A 21,175-nucleotide genomic window follows, 5' to 3' on the forward strand; every position below is an offset into this window, starting at 1 on the left:
TAAAGAGAATGCCAAAGGATGGTCACGGACCGGTAGTGCGGCGGGTCTGCGCCACCCGGTCCAGCGCCTGTTCGAGGACCCGGCTGCCCTGCGGCGGAAGGTCCGGTTCGAAGGTCCAGGCATGGTGGACCCAAGGGTCGGCGAGATGGCTGTCCGGAACCGGCGACAGCCGCATCAGCGAGCGCCACAGCGGGTCGAGCAGCGGCCCGTAGGCCGAGGCCTCGTCGCGGTCGGCGACCATCAGCAGGTGCACGCCGACCGCCGGGCCCTCGTCGGCGAGGTAGCGCAACTGGGTCACGGCCCGGTCGTCGAAACCGTGCGGGAAATCGTGCACGAGCAGCAGCTGGTCGGCCGTGTCCACGTCCGGCGGCAGGTCCTCGGGGGCGCCGGCCCGCAGCGCCATCTGTACGAGGTCCACCCGCCGGGTCAGCCGCGCCAGTGTCTGGGTGACCCCGTGGGCCCCGGCGGCGGGCGGCCCTGCCAGCACCCCGGCGCGGACGAGGGGCGCCAGGGAGGCGGCGCCCGCCCCGGCCGCGTCGATGACGTGGACGGAGAACCGGTCGCCGGGATGGACCGCGAGCATCCGCACCGCGTGCGCGACGGCCATGTCCATGGCGGCCCGGCGCAGCCGGTCGGTGTCCATGGCCATCGCGGCCTCGGAGCCGGTACGGCCGTTGTCGATCCAGATCCCGCGCTCCAGCGGGACCCTCATCAGCATGGGGATCCGCAGGTCGGGGCGCTCGGGCAGGTACAGGTCGCCCAGGCGCAGGGCGAGCGGGTTCTCCTCGGGCGGCGCGGTCGCCCGGCTGTCGTGCCAGACCGGGTTGTCCCAGCGGGCGTACGCGGCCGGCAGCGCGGGCTCGACCACCTCCGACTCGGCGATCAGCTGGGCGAGGTCCCGGCCGAGGACGGCCTGGGCCTGGGCGACGAGCTCCTCGCGGCGGGCGCGGGCGGTGTCACGGGCGGCGTTGCCGGAGCCCCCGAGGCGGTGGCGCGGGTCGGAGAGGGCCTCGTCGAGTTCGCGGTCCATGCGGGAGTCGGCGAACTCGACGGCGCTGCGGTAGGCGGCCACCGTGCGGGCCAGGTCCTCGAACATGCCCCAGACCTGGTTGTAGAGCCGCTCCTCCATGGACCAGCCGCTGGCATCCCCGGCCACGGGACGCGGGGGCTGTCCGGGCTCCTGCGGCGCGGCGGCCCGCGGCGCCGGCTCGGGCGGCTCCGTGCTGGTGCGGCGTCGCCTCGGGTGGGCGTAGCTGATGGTGGGCGGCGAGCCCCCGGTGTCGCCGCCGGGCGCGGGCCCGGGCGTACCGGCGTACGGGGCCCCGGAGACGGGGACCGGGCCGGGCGGCTCGGGGGCGGCCGCGGGGCCCTGGGCCTGGTTCTGGGCCGGGGTGGCCGGGGCCTGCGGGGCGCGCAGGTCGCGGGCCGGGCTCCGCAGGGCCGCGAGCGTGCCGTCGCCCTGCGCGGCCGGGGCCGCCGTGCGCAGCGCGGCTGCGGCCAGCGCGGTGGCGTCCGCCGCGGGGAGTCCGCCGTCGGACAGCAGGGCGCCGAGGCCGTCGGCGTAGCCCTGGCCCACGGCGCGGACCTTCCAGGCGCCCTGGCGCCGGTACAGCTCCAGGGCGACCACGGCGGTCTCGGCTTCCAGCCCGGTCAGGGTGTAGCCGGCGAGCTCGGCGCCCGCCGGGTCGGCCACGGCCACGTAGGAGGCCGGGACGGAGCCGAAGCGTGCCGGGCCGCCGGGCGGCAGGACGAGCAGCACGCCGACCCGGTGGACGTCCGCCGCGACCGCGTCGAGGTCGACGGCGAAGGTGTGCCGGTCGGCGAGCTCCCCGGGTGCCTGCACGCCGGGGAGGGACCTGGCCCCCGGGTGGGCCAGGACCGCGTCGCCGGCGAACCGGCCCTGTTCGTCGGCGAGCGAGGCCAGGGCGAGCACGGGTGTGCCCGCCGAGACCCTGATCTCCACCCGGCTGTGGGACACGGGGTGGTTCTGCCCCCGGACCAGTTCGGCCGTCATCGTGCAGCCCCTCCCCCGCGCCTTCTTCTCTCGTGCCTTCTTCTCGCCGGTACTTCTACAGGTGCGGCAGGATCGCCGGCATGAGGTCCTGGAAGGTGCGGCCGTTGGCCGGGTTTCCGAGGGCCGTCATCTGCCAGCCGGCGCCCGCGCGGGACACCTTCGCCATGATCTGCGCGGTGTACTGACCGCCGCCGTCGAGGGTGTAGCGGGCCAGCTCCTGGCCGTTGGTCTCGTCGACGATGCGGCAGAACGCGTTCTGCACCTCCTGGAACGTCTGGCCGGTGAAGGAGTTCACCGTGAAGACGATCTGGTCGATGTGGACCGGCACGCGCTGGAGGTCGACGAGGATCGCCTCGTCGTCCCCTCCCTGGCCGACGCCGCCGACGAGGTTGTCGCCGGTGTGGCGCACCGAGCCGTCGTCGCTCTGGAGGTGACGGAAGAACACGACGTCCACCGGCTGCTTGTCGGCGAAGAGCACCGCCGACGCGTCGAGGTCGATCTCCCGCGTCCGCGAACCGAACAGTCCGCGGCGCTTCGCCGCCTGCCAGCCGAGGCCCATCCGGACCGCGGTCAGCGTGCCCCCGTCCGCCTTCTGCAGACTGATGGCCTGACCCTTGGTCATATTGACCGTCACGAGCTGTCCCCTCTCCATGGCCCGCCCCATTAACGGGCGCGCAGGGTGTACCTGCGGCTGTGATTCAACCCTACTGACCCGCTCCGGGTCAGGCGAGGCCCGCCTCCTTCATCTGCCGCAACTCCTTCTTCAGCTCGCCCACCTCGTCCCGGATCCGGGCCGCGACCTCGAACTGCAGCTCCGCGGCCGCCCCGCGCATGCGCTCGGTCATCTGCTCGATGAGCGAGGCCAGCTCCTCGGCGGGCCGGTCGGTGAGCACCTCGGCGCCCTTGGCGGCCTTGGCCCCCTTCGCGCCCTTGCCGCCCGCCTTGGCATGGGCGGACCGGCCTCCGAGCGCCGGCACCGGAGCCTTGGCCCCCTTGCCGTCCTTCGCCTGCCGGTATCCGGTGCCGAGGAGCTCCTCGGTGTCGAGTTCCTCGCGGGCGATCGTGGCGACGATGTCGTTGATCTTCTTGCGCAGCGGCTGCGGGTCGATCCCGTTCGCCGTGTTGTAGGCGATCTGCTTCTCCCGGCGCCGGTTGGTCTCGTCGATGGCCTTCTCCATCGCCGGGGTCATCTTGTCCGCGTACATGTGGACCTGGCCCGAGACGTTGCGCGCCGCTCGGCCGATGGTCTGGATCAGGGAGGTCCCGGAGCGCAGGAAGCCCTCCTTGTCGGCGTCGAGGATCGCCACCAGGGACACCTCGGGCAGGTCGAGGCCCTCGCGCAGCAGGTTGATGCCGACCAGGACGTCGTACTCGCCGGCCCGCAGCTCGCGCAGCAGCTCGATGCGGCGCAGGGTGTCCACGTCGCTGTGCAGGTAGCGGACCTGGATGCCGAGCTCCAGGAAGTAGTCCGTGAGGTCCTCGGCCATCTTCTTGGTGAGGGTGGTGACCAGGATCCGCTCGTCCTTCTCCACCCGCTGCCGGATCTCGTGGACCAGGTCGTCGATCTGCCCCTCGGTGGGCTTGACCACGACCTCGGGGTCGATGAGGCCGGTGGGGCGGATGATCTGCTCGACGAAGCCGTCGCCGCGCGAGAGCTCGTACTTCCCGGGGGTCGCCGACAGGTAGACGGTCTGGCCGATGCGCTCCTGGAACTCCTCCCACTTCAGCGGCCGGTTGTCGAGGGCGGACGGCAGCCGGAAGCCGTGGTCGACCAGGGTCCGCTTGCGGGAGGCGTCGCCCTCGTACATGGCGCCGATCTGCGGCACCGTCACGTGCGACTCGTCGATGACCAGGAGGAAGTCCTCCGGGAAGTAGTCGATGAGGGTGTTCGGGGCGGAGCCGCGCTCGCGGTCGTCCATGTGCAGCGAGTAGTTCTCGATGCCGGAGCAGGACCCGATCTGCCGCATCATCTCCAGGTCGTACGTGGTGCGCATGCGCAGCCGCTGCGCCTCCAGCATCTTGCCCTGCTTCTCCAGCTCGGCGAGGCGCTCGGCCAGCTCGGCCTCGATGCCGGTGATCGCCTTCTCCATGCGCTCGGGGCCGGCGACGTAGTGGCTGGCGGGGAAGACGTACAGCTCGCGGTCCTCGCTGATGACCTCACCGGTCAGCGGGTGGAGGGTGGACAGGGCCTCGATCTCGTCGCCGAACATTTCGATGCGGACGGCCAGTTCCTCGTAGACCGGGAAGATCTCGATGGTGTCGCCGCGCACCCGGAAGGTGCCGCGGGTGAAGGCCACGTCGTTGCGCGTGTACTGGATGTCGACGAAGCGGCGCAGCAGCTGGTCCCGGTCGATCTCCTCGCCGACCTTGAGGGAGACCATCCGGTCGACGTACTCCTGCGGGGTGCCGAGACCGTAGATGCAGGACACGGAGGCGACGACGATCACGTCGCGCCGGGTCAGCAGCGAGTTGGTCGCGGAGTGGCGCAGCCGCTCCACCTCCTCGTTGATCGAGGAGTCCTTCTCGATGTACGTGTCCGACTGCGGTACGTACGCCTCGGGCTGGTAGTAGTCGTAGTACGAGACGAAGTACTCGACGGCGTTGTTCGGCAGGAGCTCGCGGAACTCGTTCGCCAGCTGGGCGGCGAGCGTCTTGTTCGGCGCCATGACCAGGGTGGGGCGCTGAAGCTTCTCGATCATCCAGGCGGTGGTCGCCGACTTGCCGGTGCCGGTCGCACCCAGCAGGACGACATCCTTCTCACCTGCACGGATGCGCTTCTCCAGGTCGGCGATGGCCGCCGGCTGGTCGCCGCTGGGCTGGTAGGGGCTGACGACCTCGAAAGGCGCCACCGTGCGTTCGATCTTCGATACGGGCCGCATGACTCAACCGTACGACCCCCCACTGACACTCACGCATCCGCGCCGGTCCGCGGCGCGCTCCGGCGGCTCAGGACGCCAGGGGGCCCGTCATTCGTTCTGGTCCGTTTGTCGTAGTTCGGTGGCGGCTCGGTGATCTTCAACCCCATGATCGCCGTGAAGTGCATCGCCACAACGTCTGCCGCTCCGCACCCGTCTGACGCAGGAACAGGGCTCACGACCCGAGGAGAACGCACATGTACGTCCGAGTCCGACCCGCCGCCGCGGCCGCCGCCGCGTTCCTGGGCTTCACCCTCACGCTGCTGGGCGGGACGGCCTCGTACGCCGCCGCCGGCCCCGGATCCGCCACCGGCCGGGCAGTGCCGGGGGACCCTGTCGTGTACGCCCACCGGGGGGCTTCGGCGTACGCCCCCGAGAACACCCTGGCCGCGATCGACCTGGCGATGCGGCTGGGCTTCGACTGGGTCGAGAACGACGTGCAGCGCACCAAGGACGGCGAGCTGGTGGTGATCCACGACGACACCCTGGCCCGGACCACGAACGTCGAGCAGGTGTTCCCGGGCCGCTCCCCCTGGAAGGTCAAGGACTTCACGGCGGCCGAGATCGCCCGGCTCGACGCGGGCAGCTGGTTCGGCGAGGAGTACGCGGGTGCCCGCGTGCCGACCTTGCGGCAGTACCTCAACCGGGTGCAGCGCAACCAGCAGAAGCTGCTGCTGGAGATCAAGAAGCCGGAGCTCTACCCGGGGATCGAGGAGCAGACCCTGAAGGTGCTGGAGGAGACCGGCTGGCTCGACGAGCGGCACGTGACGCAGCGCCTGGTGGTGCAGAGCTTCAGCGCCGACTGCGTGCGCATCGTGCACCGCCTGCGCCCGGATCTGGTGACGGCCTTCCTGGGCACCCCCGCCGTGGCCGACCTGCCGCTGTACGCGGAGTTCACCGACCGGATCAACCCGTGGCACACCACGATCTCGGCGGACTGGGTCGCGGCGGTGCACGGCCTGCTCGGGGCCCACGGCAAGACCATGGAGGTGGACACCTGGATCGTGGACGACGCGGCGACCGCCCGGAAGGTCCAGGACATGGGCGTGGACGGGATCATCACCAACGCCCCGGACGTGGTGCAGGAGGCGGTCGGCGGGTTCTGAGCCCGCGGGGCCGTGGGCGGCGTGGGTGATGCGGGCGATGGGGCCGAAGCGGCCGGCGTTGTCAGGGGGGAGCCGTACGGTGGACGCGTGGACACCACCGAGCGCCCCCGCGGGCCGCACCTCGAATGGGCCGTCGTCGCCAGCGACATCGGTCCCCTGCTCCTGGCCGCGACCCCGGAGGGTCTGGTCCGGGTCGAGTTCCATGCCACCCCGGACCGGGTGGAGAAGATGATCGGCCCGCTCGTCTCCCGGCTGGGCGCCGACGCCCGGCGGCCGGCGCCGGGCGAGGAGGTGCTGCTGGCCGAGCCCATACGCCAGCTCAAGGCGTACTTCGCCGGCACGCTGCGGCGTTTCGAGCTGCCGCTGGACTGGCGCCTCAGCTCCGGCTTCAACCGGCAGGTGCTCCAGGAACTGGACCGTTCCGTGCCGTACGGATCGGTCGTGGGCTACGGGGAACTGGCCGCCCGCGCCGGACAGCCCGGCGCCGCCCAGGCCGTGGGCAACGCCATGGGCTCGAATCCGCTGCCACTGGTGGTGGCCTGCCACCGGGTCGTGGAGAACGACGGGGGCATCGGGGGATTCGGCGGCGGGGTGGAGACCAAGCGACAGCTGCTCGCGCTGGAGGGCGTGCTCCCGCAGCCGCTGTTCTGAGCGGGGTCCTGACCTGTGTGCCGGCCGGGACGCGGGTACGGTTCCGCCGGGCGGTAAGGGGTGGCACACTGCGGCGGTGACTACTGCTGCCGCCGCACCCGGCCTCACCGCGCCCTCCGGGCCCCGCGTCACGCACCCGCGGAAGCGAGGTGCCGCATGACGGCCTCCCCCGGCACGGACCGGCCCGCTCCGCCGCTCGGCCTGCCGGACGTGGCCCGGCTGCAGCGGCGCACCTCCCGGGTCCTCATCGCCGGCCAGATCCTCGGCGGTCTCGGCGTGCCCATCAGCATCGCCCTGGCACCCGTGCTCGCCACCGAGATCAGCGGCACCGAGGCCCTGTCCGGCCTCGCCTCCACCGCCGCGGTGATCGGCACCGCCCTGGTCTCGCTGCCGCTCGCCGCCCTGATGACCGCACGCGGCCGCCGCCCCGGCCTGGTCCTCGCCTACGCGATCGGCGCCGTCGGAGCGGGACTCGTCGTCCTCGCCGCCACCATCAAGAACTTCCCGCTGCTGCTGCTCGGCATGGCCGCCTTCGGCGCCGCCTCCTCCGCCAACCTGCAGGCCCGGTTCGCCGCCGCGGACCTCGCCGCCCCGGACCGCCGGGCCCGGGCGATCTCCGTCGTCGTGTGGGCGTCCACCCTCGGCGCGGTGCTCGGCCCCAACCTCTCCGCGCCGGCCAGCCGCAGCTTCGCCGGGACCGCGATACCCGAGACGGCGGGCCCCTTCGTGTGGGCCGCCGTCGTCTTCCTGCTCACCGGCACGCTGATCGGCGTACTCCTGCGCCCCGACCCGCTGCTGACGGCCCGGGCGCTCGCCGCGCCGGCGGAACAGACCCGCGAGGGCCGCTCGCTGCGCGCCGGATTCGCCGCCGTCAAGGCCTCCCCGCGGGCCCGGCTCGCACTCGTCACCGTCGCCGTGTCGCACACCGTCATGGTCTCGATCATGGTGATGACCCCGATGGACCTGGGCCACCACGGCGCGGGCCTGGAGCTCATCGGGCTGGTCATCAGCATTCACATCGCGGGCATGTTCGCCTTCTCCCCGCTGATGGGGTGGCTCGCGGACCGGCTCGGACGGCTGTCCGTGATCGGCCTCGCCGCCGGGCTCCTGTCGGTCGCCGCGCTGCTCGCCGGGACGGCCGGGGCCGGCCACGGCCGGAGCGCGCTCGGGCTGTTCCTGCTCGGGCTCGGCTGGTCCGCCGGGATGGTGTCCGGCTCGGCCCTGCTGACCGACTCGGTGCCGCAGCCCGCGCGGGCCGCCGTACAGGGCCTGAGCGACCTCACCATGAACGCGGCCGCGGGGGTGGGCGGCGCGGCCGCCGGCCTGGTCATGTCCCAGGCGGGCTACGGCTGGCTGAACGCCGTCGGCGCCGCGCTGCTGCTGCCGATGGCGGCGCTCGCCCTGTTCACCGCGCGCCGCCACCCCGTCGCCGCGAAGGGACTCGGTGGCTGAAGGGCGTCAGTAGCTGATGTGGTAGGCCTTGCGGAGCGTCTCGTGCACGGTCCAGGTGGTCTTGTCGCCCTCCCGCAGGACGCAGGCGGAGCCGGGGCCCACCTCGAGGGTCTCGCCGCCCTCGACCTCCACGGTGGCGCGGCCGCTGACCACCACGAACAGCTCGTCCGCCTCGGTGTCGGTGACCACGCCAGGGGTGATCTGCCAGATCCCGCGCACCTGGCTGCCGTCCGGCGACTCCCAGAGCACCTTGCCCGTCACGACGGGCTCCCCGGAGACGATCTGGGCGGGGTCGAGGTCCTCGGGCTCCAGTTCCACGTCCGCGACGGAGACGGAGAAGGAGGCCGGGGCGGCGGAGTGATCACTGGTGCTCATGGCGCGCCAGCCTAGTCCGGCCCCCCGCAGGGCGCGGTGACCACAGCGTCCAGGAACGGCCCGGCCTACGCGTCACCCTGTCCAGTCGGACCGGGGCGCCGGGCGGTGAGGACCGGCTGGAGGAACCCGGTGTCCGCCGGTGCGTGCCAGACCGTCCCGCGCAGGCCGGCCTCCCGGGCGAACTCGGCGGTCCGCTCCTGCGGCAGCGCCCAGTACGTCGCGCTCGACGTCCGTGTGGTCCACGTGCCGCCGGTCGGCAGCAGCTGGAAGAGCTCCAGGTCGTAGCGCTCCCCGTCGGCGTGCCAGTGCCACAGCTGGAAGGTGATGGTCCGCCCGTCGGGTCCCGTGCGGACGCGCGGGGCCTCGCTCTGCGGGCGGGCCCGGAGCAGTTCGCCGTACGGGCGGGTGGAGAGCAGCAGCAGTCCGCCGGGGCGCAGGACCCGCCGGGTTTCGGCCAGCGCGGCGCACACGTCCCGAGCGGTGAGCAGGTGCGGCAGCGCGTTGTCGGCGCAGACCACGGCGTCGAAGGAGGCGTCCGCGAAGGGCAGGGCCCGCATGTCGGCGGCCGCGACGGGCAGGTCGAGTCCCCGGTCGGCGGCCTCCCTGGCGGCGCGGGCCACGGAGGCGGGGCTCAGGTCGGTCCCGGTGACCCGGCGGCCCAGGGCCGCGAGGCCCAGTGCCTGTGTGCCGATGCCGCAGGCGTTGTCCAGGACGGTGTGCGGTCCGGCGCCCAGCGCGGTCGTGAGGAGGGCGTCGAGGGCCCGGCCCTGCCGGGTGACGGACGCGTCCCAGTCCGCGTAGATGAGGTCGTAGCGGTCGGCCAGCTCGTCGTAGAACCCGCGCGTGTCCATGGGGGAACGCTACTCGGACAGGTTGGGACGGGTGTGGCGGGAGTGCGTTTGGGGGCGCTGATCCCGTGCCATGGATGGGGACATGTCACAGCACACAGCAACTGCACCCCCGTCGGGCGGACCGGTCCTGTCGGAAGAGGTGCGCGAGGCGCTCGCCCGGGGCAAGCCGGTGGTGGCCCTGGAGTCGACGATCCTCGCGCACGGCCTGCCCCGCCCCCGCAACCTGGCGGTGGGACTCGAACTGGAGGCGCTGGTCCGTGCGGAAGGCGCGGTTCCGGCGACGGTGGCAGTCGTGGACGGGGTGGCGTACGCGGGCCTGGACAAGGCGCAGCTGGAGCGGATCGCGGGCGGCGACGGCGTCCGCAAGCTCGGCCACCGGGACCTGGCCCCCGCGCTGGCGACGCGGGCGACCGGGGCGACGACGGTGTCCGCGACGGCCTTCCTGGCCGCGCGGGCGGGCCTGCGGGTCTTCGCCACGGGCGGGTTGGGCGGGGTACACCGGGAGTGGACGCAGACGCAGGACGAGTCGGCGGACCTCGCGCTGCTGTCGCGGACGCGGATCACGGTGGTGTGCGCGGGGGTGAAGTCGATCCTGGACGTGCCGGGCACGCTGCAGCGGCTGGAGACGCTGGGGGTCGGGGTGCTCGGGTACGGGACCGACCGCTTCCCCGGGTTCTACCTGGCGGATTCCGGTGAGCCGGTGGACTGGACGGTGCACCGGCCCGAGGAGGTCGCGGCGGTGATGGCCGCCCAGGACGCGCTGGGCGGACCGGAGTCGGCGCTGCTGGTGGCCAATCCGGTGGCCGAGGCGGAGCAGCTGGACCCGGAGCTGCACGACCGGGTGCTCGCGGAGGCGCTCGCCGACTGCCGTGAGCGGGGGATCACGGGGCAGGCGGTGACCCCGTTCCTGCTGGGGTTCCTGGTACGGGCCACCGGCGGCGCCTCGCTGGAGGCCAACCTGGCGGCGGTGCGCGGCAATGTGCGGCTCGGCGCCCGGATCGCGGGGGCCTGGGCGGCTCGGGCATGACCGGGGCGGGCATGACCGGGACGGGCGCACTGGTCGTCGTCGGGGACGTGGTGACGGACGTGGTGGCGATACACCCGGAGCCACTCGCTCCGGCCACGGACACCGCCGCCCTCATCCGGACCCTGCCCGGTGGCGCCGGGGCCAACGCCGCCTGCTGGGCGGCCCGTACGGGGACCGTGGAGGTACGCCTCCTGGCACGGGTGGGCAGCGAGACGGCGCGGTGGCACGAACGCGCGCTGGTGGACGCCGGGGTGCGGCCGCGGCTGGTCATCGACCCGGAGGAACCGACCGGGACGGTCGTCGCGCTGGTCGGCAAGGACGCGGAACGCACCTTCCTGACCGACAGCGGGGCCTCGCTGCGGCTGTGCCCCGCCGACTGGGCTCCGTCGCTGCTGGACGGGGCGGCCCACCTCCACCTGTCCGGTTACCTGTTCTTCGCCGACAGCAGCCGGAAGCTGGCCATGGTCGCGCTGCGGGCGGCCCGGACCCGCGGGGTGCCGGTGAGCGTGGACCCCGCCTCGGCCGGTTTCCTGCAGGCCCTGGGGCCTCAGCGCTTCCTCGACGCGGTGGCCGGAGCGTGCGTGCTGCTGCCCAATGCGGACGAGGCCCGGCTGCTGGCCGGACTGCCGGAGCCGGCCGGGGTGGCCCGGGCGGCGGTGGAACTCAGCCGACGGATACCGCTGGTGGTGGTGACCCTGGGATCGGCCGGCGCGCTGGTCGCCGAACGGGGCCGGATCACCGCCGAAGTCGCCGCCGAGCCGGCCGAGGCGGTGGACTCCACGGGCGCCGGAGACGCCTTCACCGGCGGTTTCCTGGCAGCCCGCCTCCAGGGCGCGGACCCCGTGGAAGCCACCCGAGCCGGCTGCCGCACGGCCGCCCTGTCGGTAACCCGCCCGGGCGGCCGCCCTTGACCACCTTCCAGCCCCGCCGGCGTTTGGGGCGCGGGGTCCGGGGCGGAGCCCCGATCTTTCAGCCCCGCCGGCGTTTGAGGCGCGGGGGGCACGGGGGCAGCGCCCCCGGGAACGGCGACGCACCCGCACCCGCCCCCGCACCCGCGTCACCGCCCCCGAACCCCCGTCCAGGCGGGATGCCTGGAATCATCGGCCCGCACCACCACATCCGCGCCGGCCCCCGGATCCACCTCCGCCTCGTACCGCGCGAACGCCGCCACCGTCCACCGCGCCGACTCCTCCGTCCGCCGTCCCAGCGCCCCCTGCGACAGCCGGATGTGGACGCTCAGGTCGAAGGGGAACCACTGCCCCAGCAGCAGCGGACCGTGCACCAGCAGCACCCCGCCGGCCGGGAGTTCCGCGTACGGGCTGCGCGTCGCCCGGTCGGTCACGGGGTCCCACAGGTCCGGCAGCACCCGTCCGGTCCCGCCGGGATCCGTCGGTCCGAACACCTCCCGCCAGAGCGCGGCCCTGTCGTACCAGCCGTCGAGGTACGCGTCCACGTCCTGCCGGCCGAACTCGAAGCGGAGGGAGGCGGGCCGCAGGAATCCGTCGGTCGCCACCACCATCACCGCACGTCCGCGCCTCCGCAGCGCTTGCGCGAGCTCCTCCGCCAGCACGCCGGTCCCGGCGGCCGGTGCTCCGTCGATGCCCACCCGCTGCCAACTGCCCTGCTCGGGCCTGTGGTCAGGGTCGTCGAGGTGACCGGCGAGCCGCTCGGCCATCCGCTGCCATGTGATCGCTTCCCACTTCACCGGCCCATTGTCAGTGGTCGGCCTTAGCGTTTTTCACGAGGGATCACCGGCGGAAACGGAGCCGGCGGCCCGGCCTTCGGGGAGGGGTTTGTCATGGCTCGGGAGACGACGTATCTGGAGCTGTCTCAGGACGGCGGCGGGGCGCACAAGTTCTACGAGGTGACCGTGGACGGCACGGCCGTCTCCGTGCGGTACGGACGCATCGGCGCGGACGGCCAGTTGCAGAGCTCCTCGTTCCCCACCGCCGAGAAGGCCCGGGCGGCCGCCGCGAAGAAGATCGGGGAGAAGGTCCGCAAGGGGTACGCCCCCGCCGTGCAGGGGCAGCGCGCGGCCCGGTCGGTGACGCGCCGCCAGGTGACGTCGGCGCCGTCGACGGCGCGCGCGGTGGCCCCGGTGCTGTGGCGTTTCCGCACCGGCTCCTCGGCTTTCGGGATCCATGTGGACGAGGACCGCTGCTGGGTCGGCAACCAGGCCGGTGACGTCTACACGCTGAGCCACGGCGGTGAGGTGCTGGCCAGGTATTCGCTGCCGGACGGGGTGAAGTGCCTGGTGGCGGACGAGTTCTGGATATACGCGGGCTGCGACGACGGCACGGTGTACGACCTGTCGTCGAAGGTTCCCTTCGGGGCGTACGACATCGCGGAGGACGTGGACATCTTCTGGCTCGACATCCGCGAGGGCGTCCTGAACGTCTCCGACCGCAACGGCGGGCTGACGGTCATCGACCACGAGGACGAGTTCCAGTGGTCGAGGCGCTCGGCCGGCTCCAACGCGTGGATGGTCCGGGCGGACGCGGACGCCGTCTACCACGGGCACAGCAAGGGGGTGACGGCGTACGCGCCGGACGGCGGCCGGGAGCTGTGGCACACCGCGACCAACGGCTCGGTGCTGTTCGGCTGGCAGGAGGACCACGCGGTGTACGCGGGCACCGGGCGGAACACCGTGCAGCGGCTGTCGAAGGCGACGGGCGCGGTGGAGGCCACCTACCGGTGCGACGCGGCGGTGTACTCGTGTGCGACCTCACCGGACGGAAGGCACGTCTTCGCGGGTGACCTCTCCTCCTCGGTGTACTGCTTCGACGCCGACGGGCAGCGGCTGTGGAAGCTGGGCACGGGCAGCGGGTCGGCGCTGTCCATGCAGTACCTGGACGATCGGCTGTACCTGGTCACCACGGACGGTTCGCTGCTCTGCGTGGATGCGAGCGAGCAGGCGATCGCTGCGGCCCAGCAGGGCTCGGTGCCCGCGCCGGTGGACGTGAAGTCTGCGGCGGCGCTGCCGGTGTTCACCCCGGCCGCGTCGGCCTCGGCCGTGGCGACGGTTTCGATGGCCGTGGTGGCCTCGGAGCCGGCCGGCGGTGTGGTGGTGGAGTGCGTCCAGCAGGGCGGCCGGATGCGGGTGCAGGTGGTCTCGGACGGCTTCGAGCCCTCGTGGAACGTCCAGTTCCCGCGCGGGATACGGGAGCCCGGCGCCCGGTACGTGGTCGAGGGGCTGCACGCCGCCTCAGGGGGCTTCTACCGGGTCCGCGGAGAGATACGACGGCTTGTGTGAGCGGCAGGCCGCCGGCGCGGCACCGGGCGGGGCCGGGGTGGGTATCGCGAAGGGGGTCCCCGCGGGGAGCGCGGGGGTCACGTAGAGCACGACCGGCTCGGTGCCGAGGTTGTGGCCCAGGTGGATGTGCCCGATGCCCGCAGGTTCCACGAAGGTGGTCCCGGCACGGTGCACCACGACGGTGCGGTCGTGCAGGATCCGGGTCAGGGTCCCGGCCAGCACCACCGCGTCCAGCCGGACCCGGTGGAAGTGCCAGCCGGTGCAGCCGCCTGGCAGGATGACGATCTTCCGGCCCGACGGGGCCCCGGCGCCACGTGCCCTGCCCGGCGGTGCCGTCGTCGCCTGTCTTCCACCCATGTCTCCTCCTCCGCGGACTCACCCCGGCCCACGGCCCCACCGTAGAAGGGGTTCCGGTCTCGAGGAAGAGTTGATGAAACATCAACCGCCCCTCCCCAGCAGGTGATATGAGGCCCCTATCGCGGTATCACCCCTGTATGAGCCTGGTGGTGTTCGAGTCTCTCAAACAGATCCACTGCGCCGAGTGCCGGCAGGGCCCGCTCCGGCACCTGGTGCGCGAGGCGGGCGTGCCGCGCTGCCTGGACTGCGCGGATCTCGGGCACCTCGTCTACCTCCCGCGCGGGGACGCCGCGCTCACCCGCCGTTCCCGCGAGGCCAGTTCGCTCTCCGCGGTGGTCGTCCGCTTCCACAAGCGGCGCCGCCGGTACGAGCGCCGGGGGCTCCTCGTCGAGGATGCCGCCCTGGCCCGCGCGGAGCGCGCCTGTCTCGCGGACTCCGAGGCACGGGCGCGCCGCCGGGAGCGCGACCGGCTGCGCCGCGCGGCCGAGGACACCCGGTTCACGGCGGCCTTCGCCGCCGAGATAGTGCGGCTGTTCCCCGGGTGTCCGGCCGACCGGGCGGTGGCGATCGCCACGCACGCCTCGGTGCGCGGCAGCGGCCGGGTGGGCCGCACCGCGGCCGGCCGGGCCCTCGACGAGCTGGCGGTCTCGGTCGCGGTACGGGCGGCGGTGCGGCACACCGACACCGAGTACGACGCCCTGCTGATGGCGGGCGTCCCCCGGTTCGCGGCCCGGGCCCGGCTGGCCGCGCGGATCGACGCCATCCTCGACGGGTGGCGCTCCGAGCCTAGTTGAGGCGGAAGCGGCGGTAGAGGAGGACACCGCCGAGCAGGAGCGCTCCGCTGCCGGGCAGAAGGTATCCGAGGCCGTCGGCCCCGGTGCGGGCGAGGGCCTCGGTGTGGTGCGGCGGTGCGGGCGGGGTGACCGGCCGTTCGATGACCGGCCGTTCGATGACCGGCCGTTCGATGACGGGCGGTTCGACGACGGGCGGCTGGGCGGGCTTGCCTCCGGTGGGTTCCTCGCCGTTGACGGAGGTGTTGCCGTGCGAGGAGTTGCCGACGCCGACCACGCTCACGGAGTTGCCGCTGAGGTTCAGCGGCAGCTCGACGGGAAGCTGCAGGCCGTTGCCGGACAGCACCCCCGACGAATCCTTTCCGCGCCCTTCTGCCGTGGCCCCTCCGCCGTTTCCGGCTCCTGGTTTCGCCGGATGCGAGGACCCCTGCCCGGGATGCCCGCCACCGCCTCCCGGCGTCTCGTTGCTACAGCGGTTCCCGGCGGCCGAGTTGAGCACTCCGACCACGCTCACGGTGTTCCCGCAGACGTTGACCGGGACGTGCACCGGCAGTTGCACCAGGTTCCCGGACAGCAGCCCCGGCGAGCGCTCGGCCCGCCCGCCCGCGTCCGCATCGGCGTAGGCGAACCCGCTCACGCCCAGGGCCGCCAGCCCACCTCCCGCAACCACCGCCGCGATCACGCCATTCCGACGACTGTGACGCATCAGTTTCCCTGCCTTCCGGAGGATCCAGCGGGCGCATCACCCGCACCGGAGATAACGCGGTAAACCCATTCGGGTTATAGAGCCGGTAGGCATTTCACTCCATCGTGTACTGGGTAGTGCCTACTTCATGACTGATCGCCCGCTGCTCCTCCTCGACGTGGACGGACCGCTCAATCCCTTCCGTTCTCCCCTCGCCGGTCTGCGCGGCTACCGGAGCCACCGGATGCGGCCGGACGTCTGGCTCTCCTACCGCGACCCGCAGTCGCGCAGCGCCCGGCGCGGCGCACGGGTCCGCCTCCACCCCTCCCACGGGGCCCGGCTGCTGGCCCTGCCCTTCGAGCTCGCCTGGGCCACCGCCTGGACGCACCAGGCCAACACGCTGATCGCCCCGCACATCGGACTGCCCGGAGACCTCTCCGTCGTCGAATGGCCGGAACTCTTCGCCGATGACCCCGACGGCCTCTCCTGGAAGACCCGCCACCTCCGCGACTGGGCGGCCGGCCGCCCCTTCGCCTGGGTCGACGACATGATCACCCCGCGCGACCGCGCCTGGGTCGCCGAACACCACCCGGCTCCGGCCCTCCTGCTGCGCATTCACCCCCGCCACGGCCTGCGCGACCGGGACTTCGCCACCCTGACCCGCTGGGCCGCCGGGCTCAGCGAGTGGCGACCAGCCGGTCCGGCGTCCCTGTGAGGTCGCCCCGGGCGAGGAGGTCCCTGACGTCTGCTTCGAGCGCGTTCCGGATGTCGGACCCCATGCGCTTCCAGCCGAAGAGCTCCCGGGTCTGCTGGAGCAGTTCCTCCGTGGTCATGCCCGGGCACTCCAGGGCCAGCTCCCGCATTGCCAGCTGACGCTCGGCCGGTGAAACATGGGCGATCCTGCGCGGCTGGTCGTCCAGCGGTGTGCGGGCACCCCGCAGCCGCCGACCGGCGACGTCGGCGAAGCCGTTCTCGTACTCCGCAATCCCGGCACGTACCAGGGCATGCAGCACCTGCTGGGCGTTCTCCACCATCCGCCTGCCCGACTTGCCGAGCCCCCAGGCTTCCCGCGCACGCTGGACCAGGAGGTCCTGATGGATCGGCCCCTCCGCCTCTATGATCTGCGCCAGCACCTTCCGGAGTACGGGACGTGCCTCCGGAGTGTGAAACTCCGGTACTGCCCAGGCGTCCACGCCGACCTCTGCGAGCACGTACCGCGTGCTCCAGTCGCGTACCGGCGCCCGGTCCACCAGGAGAATCCGCTCCGGTTCCGGGCGGGGTGTCGGGATTCGCGTCTCGGCAGACGCCGTGTCTTTGCCGAGCGTGCTGCGATCAGGCAGCCGTACCGCCTCCGGTCTCGCGAAGGGGTCGGTCGCCACCGCCGCCTCGACCGCCTCCTTCAGCCGGCGCTCCGCCTCCGGACGGTTGCGGTACCAGTCGGTGCCCCAGATCCGGTGCAGGGTCCAGCCGAGGCCTTCCAGTACCTGCTGGCGCAGCCGGTCACGGTCGCGGGCCGCACGTGACGAGTGGTACATCGCCCCGTCGCATTCGATGCCGAGCGCGAACGAGCCCTGCGCCGCCGGGTGCCGCAGGCCGAGGTCGATCCGGTAGCCCGCGACGCCCACCTGCGGCTGCACCTCGTATCCCCAGTCGCGCAGCACTGCGAGCACCGACTCCTCGAAGGGGCTGTCCGGCTCGGCGTCCGCCACCACGGTGTCCCTGGCCAGGACCGCGGGCCCGTTCTCCGCGTATTCGAGGTAGCGCTTGAGGTGCTGCACGCTCTCGTTGGGGCCGTCCTTGAGCTGGGATCCGTGGAACGAGGCGACCACCTCCACACGGAACCGGGCTCGGGTGACGGCGACGTTGAGGCGTCGCCAGCCGCCTTCCCTGATGATGGGACCGAAATTGACCCTCAGCACCCCCAGCTCGTCCGGCCCGTAACCGAGCGACATGATCATGACGTCTCGCTCGTCGCCCTGGACCGACTCCAGGTTCTTCACGAAGAATCCGTCGAGGCGGTCCTCGGTGAAGCAGTGGTCGAGGTCCGGGCGGGTCAGCCGGGCCTGCTGCACGCATTCGTCGATCGCCGTCGCCTGGGCCTGCGACAGCGCCACCACGCCGAGGCTGCGGCCCGGCCGGGTGTCGAAGTGGTGCAGCACGCGCTGCGCCACGGCCTCCGCCTCGCGCCGGTTGTCCCGGCGGCGGCCCCTGTCGTAACAGCCGTCCACCTTGAAGAACTCCACCCCGATGTCCGGGCCACGTTCCACCGCCCCGGGGAAGGTCACCATGCCGTTGCCGTAGAAGGACCGGTTGCTGAAGGTGATGAGGTCCTCGTGGCGGCTCCGGTAGTGCCAGCGCAGCGCAAGCTCGCGCATCGCTCCCGCTTTGCACGCATGAAGCAGCGATTCGAAGGAGTCGGGCACCTCCTCGTCGTACTCATCGCTCTCGTCCCCGACGGCCGAGTCGAAGAACGAGGTGGGCGGCAGCTGCTTCTCGTCGCCGGCGACGACCAAGGAGTGGCCCCGGTAGACACAGTTGACCGCGTCACCGGGCCTGACCTGCGAAGCCTCGTCGAAGATCACCACGTCGAAGCGGTAGTCGGCCGGAAGGTACTGGCTCACCGAGAGCGGGTTCATCATGAAGCAGGGTTTGACCGCCTGCACCACCTCCCGCGCCTTGCCGAGGAGTTCCCGCACGGCCATGTGCCGGGTCTTCTTCTCCGCCTCGCGGCGGATCAGCGAGGCCCCGCCCGCACCGAATGCCTTGGGCTTGCGGCTGTTGCATGACGCGATGACGGCGCCGCTCGCCGCGGCCACCAGCATCCGGTCGGCCTCACGGAAGCTCCGTACCCGGGCGTCGAGCTCCGCGGCACGCGCCGTACGCAGCCTGCCGTCGGTGGCGAGCAGCGTGTCGGCCCAGAGCTGGAGCAAGGCGCGCTCGACGACCTGGGGAAAGGTCTCTGCGTCGATGCCCCGCTCCGCGGCCCGGGAGACGAGGTCGTCGAGCCCGCGGCCCGTCAGCACCGAGAGTGCGCTGCGGTACGTGTGCCATTCCCCCGGGCCCGACGGATCCGCCGCCAGGACGGCGAGAGCGCGGTCGGCCTCCTCCAGCGTGCCGCCCAGGGCCGGCAACAGCTTCAGCCGGCGCCCGTCCTCGAACATCGCGGCGAGCCGCGACGAGGTCTCGGTCCATCGCGCTGCACGCAGGTCCACGGCATCGCACCAGTCGGCGAGGGAACCGCGGACGGCCTGGACCTGCAGCCCTGCGTAGCCGTGGTCCGTGTCCGCTCCGTACGCGAGGCGGTCGGCCACGACGCCCGGCTCGTTGCTCTCCGCCGTGAGCTCCGCGATCCGGGCGGCGTTGGCCAGAGCCTCGTCGAGCGCCGCGAATCCGTCGGCGCCGCCGGGCAGGTAAGGACCCAGCAGCGCCCGGTGCTCCTCGGTCAGCCGCAGCACCCGGTCATGGGCCTGCTGCCAGGCGAGCGCCTGTGCGAGCCGTCCCGGCAGGTGCTTGTCCCAGGCTCCGGTCACCGTGAGGGCGGTCACTGCCTCCCGGTCGGCACGGTACTGCCCCTTGAAGCGGGCGGTGAGCCCGTGGTGGTCCTCGGCGAACCGGCGCACCAGATCGGCGAGGGCCTCGTAGTTCAGGACCTGCGGTCCGAACACGTCCTGCGCCGCGCCGCGCGCCGCGTCCTCCTCGCCGGCAGCCTCCTTGAGCTGCTCCGCCGCGGCCCGCGCCTGACGCATGTTCGCCACGTCGAACCAGTGCAGCGGGGGCCGGTGCTCGGCATCCTCCAGGTCGACGAGCTCGAACAGCGCGAGCACGGACCCGATGTCCCGCGGTTTGTCCAGGCCGAAGCCCTCGGCGAGCTGTGCGATGACGGGCGAGTGGTCCTCGAAGGGCGCGTTCGTCGAGCCCGAGGTGCGGACGGGCAGCCCCGCGCGGAGCTCGTCCGCGATCCGCCGGACGTCCCGGGCCGTTTTCGGAAGGGGCGCGTCGGCCGACAAGGGTCTGCGTTCCGCGGCCGCCCGGAGCGACTGCAGGGCGTCGGCGGCATCGGCGAGCGCCGTGGTCGCCGAGCCTCCGCCCATCGCCTCGGGGTCGCGTAGCCCCCACCAGGCGAAGGAGTCGCCTTCCGCCACGGGCCGCCAGGACCGGGCGACCGATCGGGCGGCCGTGAGCACCTCGTGCAGTGCGGCGGCGCTGAGCGTGTCGGTGACGGTGGCGGCCCCGGAGGTGAGCGTCAGCTGCGGAACCTCCTGCCGGCCGAGCAGCGCGAGCCGGCCCAGTACGTCGTGCAGGGTGCGGCCGAGCGGCTGCCGTTCCTCGTTCATCGCAGCGGCGTAGGCAGACAGCTCCTCGCGCAGCCGCCTGGCTTCGTCGAGCTCGTGCTCGGCCGCCCCGGAAGCCCGCACTTCGGTCGTCAGCGCACGGTCCAGTTCCTGGGCGACGGCCTTCTTGCTGGTGTCGCTGCTGTGCAGGGCCAGGACGAAGTCCCCGAGGCCGACGTCGGTCAGTCGATTGCGTACGACGTCGAGCGCCGCGGCCTTCTCACTGACGAACAGGACGGTGCGGCCGGAATGCATCAGGGCCGCGATCATGTTGGTGATCGTCTGGCTCTTGCCGGTGCCGGGCGGGCCGCTCATCACGAACGACCGGTTCGCCATGGCAGCCGCGATGCACTGGCGCTGCGAGGCATCGGCGTCCAGGACCAGCGGAGTCCGCTCGGGCAGCTGGACCTCGTCGATCCGCTCGATCGCGGGCGGCTCGAAACCTATGACGTCGTCCGCGAGGCCCGCGTCCGGTCCCAGCCCGATCGCCCGGATGAGGGGGCTGGCGAGAATCGCCGCCTCGTTCTCCTTGAGGTCTTGGTACATGGCCTCCTTGTGGGCGGCGAACATGGCCAGGACCACGCTGTCACGGACCACCCAGCCGGTCTGGCCCGCGGCCGCCGCCCGGGCCCGCGCCAGCACGGCGGCCGCGTCGAGGCAGTCGGTGTCCGCGACGGGCGTCCAGTCGACGCCGAGCTGGGCGAGCTTCACTGCGAGCGCCGGATTGTGCACGGCGTCCTGCTCTTCGGCCTCGTGCAGCCGGATCCTGCCCGTCCGGTCGCGCACGAGCTGCACCGGGACCAGTACGAGGGGTGCCGAGCTGCTCTCGTGGGCTCCCTCTTCGCACCAGTCGAGCATTCCGACGCCGATCCAGAGCACCCACAATCCGAAGTCGTTGAAGGTCTGGTTCGACTTCTGCCGCAACTGCCGCAGGGCGCTGTCGAGGGCCTGCTGGGTCTGTTTCTGCGTGAGGATCCCGTCGCCCGCCCTGGCTGGGGCCGCTCCACGCGGCGCCTTGTCCAGGCTGATGCCGGACTGCTCCTCCTCGGCCTCCTCGACGGGAGCGAAGTCCCACCCACGGTCCAGCTTCTCCAGCAGGGGGCCGGCACCGGGCGAGGTGATCTCCAACGTGGAGGACCTGGTGTGGCGGAAGTTCAGCAGTCTGTTGCGGCCGCCCATGTCGATGAGCGACTCGCGCCAGCCGCCCAGTACGGCCCTCAAACGCGCCGGCCCCGGGTCGGCACTTGCGTCGAAAGGCTCGGCATGCGCCGTCCGGCCGTGCATCTGGGGGTACCTCCGGGGCAGAAAACGACAGGACCGGACAGAAGGGTTCAGCCCTTGTCAGGTGCTGGATCACCCAATCACAC

General features: G+C 72.6%; 17 protein-coding genes. 8 read left to right on the top strand and 9 right to left on the bottom strand.

The window, feature by feature from the left end; genetic code table 11:
• Nucleotides 1–22: 22 nt before the first annotated feature.
• The 3 genes from OG332_RS11485 to uvrB form a co-directional block, all read right to left on the bottom strand.
• A complete protein-coding gene (locus tag OG332_RS11485; RefSeq protein ID WP_327413355.1) occupies nucleotides 23–2,014 on the bottom strand; it encodes a TerD family protein in 1,992 nt (663 codons plus the stop codon).
• 55 nt (nucleotides 2,015–2,069) lie between these two features.
• Nucleotides 2,070–2,648, bottom strand: coding sequence for a TerD family protein (locus tag OG332_RS11490; RefSeq protein WP_030762430.1), 579 nt, complete (start codon nucleotides 2,646–2,648; stop codon nucleotides 2,070–2,072).
• An 88-nt stretch (nucleotides 2,649–2,736) separates the two neighbouring features.
• The gene (uvrB, locus tag OG332_RS11495; protein WP_327413356.1) at nucleotides 2,737–4,893 is read right to left on the bottom strand and encodes an excinuclease ABC subunit UvrB; all 2,157 of its coding nucleotides are present in this window, start codon (nucleotides 4,891–4,893) and stop codon (nucleotides 2,737–2,739) included.
• A gap of 233 nt (nucleotides 4,894–5,126) precedes the next feature.
• On the opposite strand from uvrB, the gene OG332_RS11500 reads away from it, so the two are divergent.
• From OG332_RS11500 to OG332_RS11510, 3 genes are all read left to right on the top strand, one after another.
• On the top strand, nucleotides 5,127–6,035 hold the full coding sequence (locus OG332_RS11500) for a glycerophosphodiester phosphodiesterase (protein ID WP_327413357.1): 909 nt from the start codon (nucleotides 5,127–5,129) through the stop codon (nucleotides 6,033–6,035).
• An 87-nt stretch (nucleotides 6,036–6,122) separates the two neighbouring features.
• Complete coding sequence (locus OG332_RS11505; protein ID WP_327413358.1) at nucleotides 6,123–6,686, top strand: methylated-DNA--[protein]-cysteine S-methyltransferase; 564 nt, start codon at nucleotides 6,123–6,125, stop codon at nucleotides 6,684–6,686.
• A gap of 156 nt (nucleotides 6,687–6,842) precedes the next feature.
• Nucleotides 6,843–8,138 carry an MFS transporter gene (locus OG332_RS11510; RefSeq protein ID WP_327413359.1) on the top strand — a complete coding sequence of 432 codons (1,296 nt, stop codon included), beginning with the start codon at nucleotides 6,843–6,845 and terminating at the stop codon, nucleotides 8,136–8,138.
• Between the two features lie 6 nt (nucleotides 8,139–8,144).
• Here OG332_RS11510 and OG332_RS11515 read toward each other — a convergent pair whose 3' ends face one another.
• Both OG332_RS11515 and OG332_RS11520 read right to left on the bottom strand, forming a co-directional pair.
• Entirely contained in the window at nucleotides 8,145–8,513 is a 369-nt protein-coding gene (locus tag OG332_RS11515; RefSeq protein ID WP_327413360.1) for a cupin domain-containing protein, read from the bottom strand.
• Between the two features lie 65 nt (nucleotides 8,514–8,578).
• A complete protein-coding gene (locus tag OG332_RS11520) occupies nucleotides 8,579–9,364 on the bottom strand; it encodes a class I SAM-dependent methyltransferase (protein ID WP_327413361.1) in 786 nt (261 codons plus the stop codon).
• Between the two features lie 82 nt (nucleotides 9,365–9,446).
• Between OG332_RS11520 and OG332_RS11525 the strand changes: the two genes are divergently transcribed.
• Both OG332_RS11525 and OG332_RS11530 read left to right on the top strand, forming a co-directional pair.
• Complete coding sequence (locus tag OG332_RS11525) at nucleotides 9,447–10,391, top strand: pseudouridine-5'-phosphate glycosidase (protein ID WP_327413362.1); 945 nt, start codon at nucleotides 9,447–9,449, stop codon at nucleotides 10,389–10,391.
• Between the two features lie 11 nt (nucleotides 10,392–10,402).
• Nucleotides 10,403–11,302, top strand: a complete 900-nt coding sequence (locus tag OG332_RS11530) for a carbohydrate kinase family protein (RefSeq protein ID WP_327413363.1) — start codon at nucleotides 10,403–10,405, stop codon at nucleotides 11,300–11,302.
• A gap of 146 nt (nucleotides 11,303–11,448) precedes the next feature.
• On the opposite strand, the gene OG332_RS11535 is transcribed toward OG332_RS11530, so the two are convergent.
• Complete coding sequence (locus tag OG332_RS11535; protein WP_327413364.1) at nucleotides 11,449–12,096, bottom strand: uridine kinase; 648 nt, start codon at nucleotides 12,094–12,096, stop codon at nucleotides 11,449–11,451.
• A gap of 93 nt (nucleotides 12,097–12,189) precedes the next feature.
• On the opposite strand from OG332_RS11535, the gene OG332_RS11540 reads away from it, so the two are divergent.
• Complete coding sequence (locus OG332_RS11540; RefSeq protein ID WP_327413365.1) at nucleotides 12,190–13,644, top strand: WGR domain-containing protein; 1,455 nt, start codon at nucleotides 12,190–12,192, stop codon at nucleotides 13,642–13,644.
• Here the strand turns inward: OG332_RS11540 and OG332_RS11545 are convergent.
• On the bottom strand, nucleotides 13,597–14,001 hold the full coding sequence (locus tag OG332_RS11545; protein WP_327413366.1) for a cupin domain-containing protein: 405 nt from the start codon (nucleotides 13,999–14,001) through the stop codon (nucleotides 13,597–13,599). The genes OG332_RS11540 and OG332_RS11545 overlap by 48 nt on opposite strands.
• A gap of 137 nt (nucleotides 14,002–14,138) precedes the next feature.
• Here OG332_RS11545 and OG332_RS11550 point away from each other — a divergent pair, with 137 nt between their 5' ends.
• Nucleotides 14,139–14,795, top strand: coding sequence for a DUF2293 domain-containing protein (locus OG332_RS11550; protein ID WP_327413367.1), 657 nt, complete (start codon nucleotides 14,139–14,141; stop codon nucleotides 14,793–14,795).
• On the opposite strand, the gene OG332_RS11555 is transcribed toward OG332_RS11550, so the two are convergent.
• On the bottom strand, nucleotides 14,788–15,462 hold the full coding sequence (locus OG332_RS11555; protein WP_327413368.1) for a chaplin: 675 nt from the start codon (nucleotides 15,460–15,462) through the stop codon (nucleotides 14,788–14,790). The genes OG332_RS11550 and OG332_RS11555 overlap by 8 nt on opposite strands.
• 163 nt (nucleotides 15,463–15,625) lie before the next feature.
• On the opposite strand from OG332_RS11555, the gene OG332_RS11560 reads away from it, so the two are divergent.
• The gene (locus OG332_RS11560) at nucleotides 15,626–16,192 is read left to right on the top strand and encodes a hypothetical protein (RefSeq protein WP_327413369.1); all 567 of its coding nucleotides are present in this window, start codon (nucleotides 15,626–15,628) and stop codon (nucleotides 16,190–16,192) included.
• Here OG332_RS11560 and OG332_RS11565 read toward each other — a convergent pair.
• Nucleotides 16,155–21,029: a DUF3320 domain-containing protein gene (locus tag OG332_RS11565; protein WP_327413370.1), complete on the bottom strand. Its 4,875-nt coding sequence runs from the start codon at nucleotides 21,027–21,029 to the stop codon at nucleotides 16,155–16,157. The two genes, OG332_RS11560 and OG332_RS11565, sit on opposite strands and share 38 nt — an antisense overlap.
• Between the last annotated feature and the right edge of the window lie 146 nt (nucleotides 21,030–21,175).

The organism is Streptomyces sp. NBC_01233, assembly GCF_035989305.1.
Lineage (GTDB): Bacteria > Actinomycetota > Actinomycetes > Streptomycetales > Streptomycetaceae > Streptomyces.